At 62.3% G+C, this 3,945-nt stretch carries 6 protein-coding genes; 2 read left to right on the top strand and 4 right to left on the bottom strand.

The window, feature by feature from the left end; translation table 11 throughout:
• Nucleotides 1-189: 189 nt before the first annotated feature.
• Complete coding sequence (locus BP846_RS06990) at nucleotides 190-354, top strand: hypothetical protein (protein ID WP_292393794.1); 165 nt, start codon at nucleotides 190-192, stop codon at nucleotides 352-354.
• Between the two features lie 107 nt (nucleotides 355-461).
• Here the strand turns inward: BP846_RS06990 and BP846_RS06985 are convergent, their stop codons facing one another.
• Nucleotides 462-1,037: a flavin reductase family protein gene (locus BP846_RS06985; RefSeq protein ID WP_292393792.1), complete on the bottom strand. Its 576-nt coding sequence runs from the start codon at nucleotides 1,035-1,037 to the stop codon at nucleotides 462-464.
• 97 nt (nucleotides 1,038-1,134) lie between these two features.
• Entirely contained in the window at nucleotides 1,135-2,064 is a 930-nt protein-coding gene (locus BP846_RS06980) for a DUF475 domain-containing protein (RefSeq protein WP_292393790.1), read from the bottom strand.
• Nucleotides 2,065-2,203: 139 nt separating this feature from the next.
• Here BP846_RS06980 and BP846_RS06975 point away from each other — a divergent pair, with 139 nt between their 5' ends.
• The gene (locus BP846_RS06975; protein ID WP_292393788.1) at nucleotides 2,204-2,635 is read left to right on the top strand and encodes a CBS domain-containing protein; all 432 of its coding nucleotides are present in this window, start codon (nucleotides 2,204-2,206) and stop codon (nucleotides 2,633-2,635) included.
• 52 nt (nucleotides 2,636-2,687) lie between these two features.
• Here BP846_RS06975 and BP846_RS06970 read toward each other — a convergent pair whose 3' ends face one another.
• Complete coding sequence (locus BP846_RS06970; protein WP_292393786.1) at nucleotides 2,688-3,143, bottom strand: YbhB/YbcL family Raf kinase inhibitor-like protein; 456 nt, start codon at nucleotides 3,141-3,143, stop codon at nucleotides 2,688-2,690.
• Nucleotides 3,144-3,203: 60 nt separating this feature from the next.
• Nucleotides 3,204-3,671 (bottom strand): YbhB/YbcL family Raf kinase inhibitor-like protein, encoded by a 468-nt coding sequence (locus BP846_RS06965; protein WP_292393784.1) that lies wholly within the window; start codon nucleotides 3,669-3,671, stop codon nucleotides 3,204-3,206.
• Between the last annotated feature and the right edge of the window lie 274 nt (nucleotides 3,672-3,945).

Raw genomic sequence — 3,945 nt, 5'->3', positions numbered from 1 at the left:
GTGGTGCCACGGATAATCGGTAGTGGCCGCGTCAACCGGCCCGTGCGAATAAGGACATCTTTTGAACCATCAACCTTCGCACCGATTAAATTGCAGCCCTGTGCCTCGCAAGGGGCCCCAGCTGCAAGCCCCCTCCGTTAAGGGGGGGTAGTTGACCCGGCCAGAAGGACGAACACTCTTTGGGACACCATGGCGACAATCGGGCTCATCCTCTGCAGAATCGGGCTCCACAAGTGGGGCAGGAAGCGAGGCTACGACGAGTACTCGTCGAACGTCATCGAGTGGGAGCAGCGGTGCGAACGGTGCGGGAAGAGAAAGCGGTGGGTCGAGGCGAAGCGGGATCGCCGGCGGTGACGGGTTAGGTGCCAGAGGTGCAACGATCCCCGGATGCGTTCTCAACCGGGATCCGGCAGAGCTCGGGGTGATGAGAAGACGGGAATACCGCGCAAATCCAAAAAAAGTTAATTTTTGAGTTCCTTCCCCGCCGAGAAGGCCTTCGCGATCACCCCGCCAAACCCGTAGTACTCCTGCCGCATCGAGTCGTAGGCGAATGGCCGGATCTTTCCCAGATCGGGTTTGCCGTCCTCGCCGAGGACGCTCTCGTCCACCTTCACGTCCAGGATCTCGCCGATGAACTGGGTGTGCACACCGACCTCGACCGTCTGGAGAAGCCGGCACTCGAGGACTACCGGGAACTCCCCGACATACGGAGCGTTCACCTGGTCGCCTTTCACCGGCGTAAGCCCGGTGGCGGCAAACTTGTCCGTATCCCGGCCTGAGACGATACCGAAGTAATCCGCCTCCTTCACGTAGTCCACCGAGGGTATGCTGACCGTGAACTCGCGTTCACGCATCAGATTCTCGTAAGTCTGCCGGACCTTCTGGACCGAGACCGCCACCGCCGGGGGGCTGGATGAGCAGATACCACCCCATGCGGCGACCATGGCATCCGGCCGGCCGTCGGCGTCGTAGGTCCCGATGATCAGAGCGGGGTGGGGATAGAGGAGGGTCCGTGGACCGATTGATCTCTTCGTCATGGGACTATGGTTCGCCATCAGGCCCGTATAAATCTTCTCAAACCCGGAGTGCGGTGCGGCGGTGAAGAACCGAGCGACGGGAGTCCGGGGACTCCGGTTACTCGGCGCCCGCCCCCTCCTTCTTCTGGTACTGCACCGACCGGTAGAGGAAGAACCCGACGATGGCAAATGTCGCCACCGGTGAGAGCCAGGTAGGGATACGGAACCCGAAACTGTCCGCGAGCATGATTATCCCGAGCACCAGGATGGAGTACATCGCTCCGTTCTTGAGGTAGCAGTAACTCCTGATCCGGTCGACACCCCGGACGGTCAGCTCCCTGACCACGAAGGCCCCGATACCGTTCCCTATCAGGATAAGGGGGACCGAGAGGGTGAAGGCGAACGCTCCGATGACACCGTCGATCGAGAAGGTCGCGTCGAGGACCTCAAGATAGGCGATCTTCGAGAGGTCCGACATCCCGGGTTTCGTCAGCTGGGCCTCCTGCACCTCGGCGTTCTGCCTGAACCCGTGGACGATGAAGAAGGCAGTGGAGCCGAGCACGGCCGCGAACCCCATCATGACGTTGATCTGAAGGGCGAACCAGACAAGGGCGGCAAGCAGGATCGAGACGACCGCATAGAACCAGACCGCCTGCCGGGAGAAGAACCGCTCGCTCCGGAGCCCGCAAACCTTCTCCTCTACAAAGAGCCAGTTGAAGAAGAGGAACACAAGGAACGTTCCCCCGAATATCAGGAGGATCGGGGCGGACTCCTCGATCGCAGCAACGACCGCAGGGTCGCTTGAGAAGGTTGCGAGCAGCGCGCCCATGGGCCCAAGCGACGGGTTCGTAGCCCAGACGATCACCCACGGGAGGAGCCCCCGGACCACGAAGACCGCAAAGATCAGGCCCCATAAGAGGAACCACCTGCGGGCCTTCTCCCCCATCGTCGCGAGGACGTCAGCGTTGATGATAGCGTTATCAATACTCGATACGGTCTCGAAGACAATGAGGCCTGCCACAGTCAGAATTATCAGCAGCCAGTCCATTTCTGTAGGATAGAGTCTTTCCTCGATAGTATATAAGGAAAGAAGTCTGACCCGACAGGACCCGGCCGGGTCGGGAGGGTACGGTTATGTTCATATACCTTATCCGGCATGAATCAGTCGTCAACGGAGGTAACATGATATGGGAATTGTGAAGTGCTGCCGCGAGCAGGTCGTCGCCGTCTCCCTGGATACGCCGGCGGTGGATGTGGCGAGGATCATGGGAGAGAAGAACGTCGGAAGCGTCGTCGTCATCAGCGGCGACAACCGGCCCGCCGGCATACTCACCGACCGCGATCTCGCGGTCCGGGTCATGGCGCAGGAGAAGAACCCGGGCGAGGTACGGGCGAAGGAGGTCATGACCCGGGACGTGATCACGTTCCAGGACAGCATGGGGATCTACGAGGCCATCCGGAAGATGACCGATGAAGGTATCCGGAGGATGCCGGTCGTCGACGATGCCGGGAAGCTGATCGGGATCGTCACCATGGACGATATCATCCGTATGCTGGGCGAGGAGATGGCTATCATAGCAAAGAACATCGAAAAACAGAGCCCGCCCATACCCGTGTGAAGGGATGGACCGGCGTCCTCTCCTCTCCAGGCGGGGGCCGCCCGCCTGTCCCCTACCCGGTGGCGAAGGCGATCGCCTCCCCGGTCTGGTTCATCGAACCCTCCATAGCCCGGACCATCTCCTCCCAGGTCGCCCCGGGCGCGAGCCCGAGGTCGAGGTCGAGCGCGTAGACCCGGAAGAGGTAGGCCTCGGTCTTCCCGGCCTCCGGGCAGGGGCCCCGGTAGCCGGTGCTGCCGAAGTCGTTCGTCCCCTGGACGGCATGGAGGGGCGACTCCACCACCTCCCCGGCCGGGAATCCTTCCGGAATCAGCGGGACGGCGGGGAGGTTCCAGAGGATCCACGCCACCTGCGACGGCCCCTCCTCGGGGCTCGTCGTCGCGAGGACCGCGAGCGACTTGATGTTTGGGAGGATTCCTTCAACACGGATGGGAGGCGACCGGTTCGCTCCTTTACACGTGTAAGCCACCGGGAATTCTTCGAAACCCAGTTTTACTATCAGGTTCGGCATCGTATCAGGCTCCGTCGAGAGTCTCTTTCCGGAACCAAAGTATAAAAAGGGTTTGCGCGGTCACCGGGAGTAGATGGCGATGGTCTCGCCGAACCCAAGGACGTGCCCCCGCATAGCATCGATGAGGTCGTGCTTGCCTGCGCCTGCCGGGAGATCGAGCATTGCATCAAGCCCGTAGACCTTGAAGAGGCATTGGTGCGTCCCGCCCTCCGGGGGACAGGGGCCGCGCCAGCCGAGAGTCCCGTAGTCGTTCGTCCCCTGGACGGCGTCCACCGGAGCCGTCACGACGCCCTGCGGCGGGATGCCCTCCGGGATCACGGGTGCCGGCGGGAGGTTCCAGATGAGCCAGGTGGTGAAGGAGCACCCGGGTTCGAAGGGGTTGAGCGCAAAGACCGCCACCGACTGCGTCTCCGGGGTGAACCCCCGGACCCTCAGTTCGGGAGAGAGGTCGGGGCCGTCGCAGGTGTTCCAGATGGGGAGCTCTGCTCCACGGAGCGAGACGATCAGTTTGCCGACTCTGGAGGCCATACGGGGTTCTCGGTGCAGGCGGGTAAAAAGGTTGCGGAGTCTCAAGCACCTGGTGCATCGATTCCAAACGAATAGACCATATCCAGCCTCCGTCCCCTCCCCCACGGAGCGCCCCCCTCCATCCCCCCACCCCGCCCGGGAGCGGGCGGGGGCAGTGCGTGGGGATACCCGGGGATGAGCCGTGCTCCGGGAGCGGTGTCGAAGCCGGTTTCCCGAAAGACCGGGAAGAATCGGCTAGAAACTGGTTCTTCCCCGGGCTCTTCCCCTGCGGTGG

The sequence above is a fragment of the Methanoculleus sp. UBA303 genome (genome assembly GCA_002501655.1).
GTDB lineage: Archaea > Halobacteriota > Methanomicrobia > Methanomicrobiales > Methanoculleaceae > Methanoculleus.
This window is presented reverse-complemented; position numbering and strand designations above follow the sequence as displayed.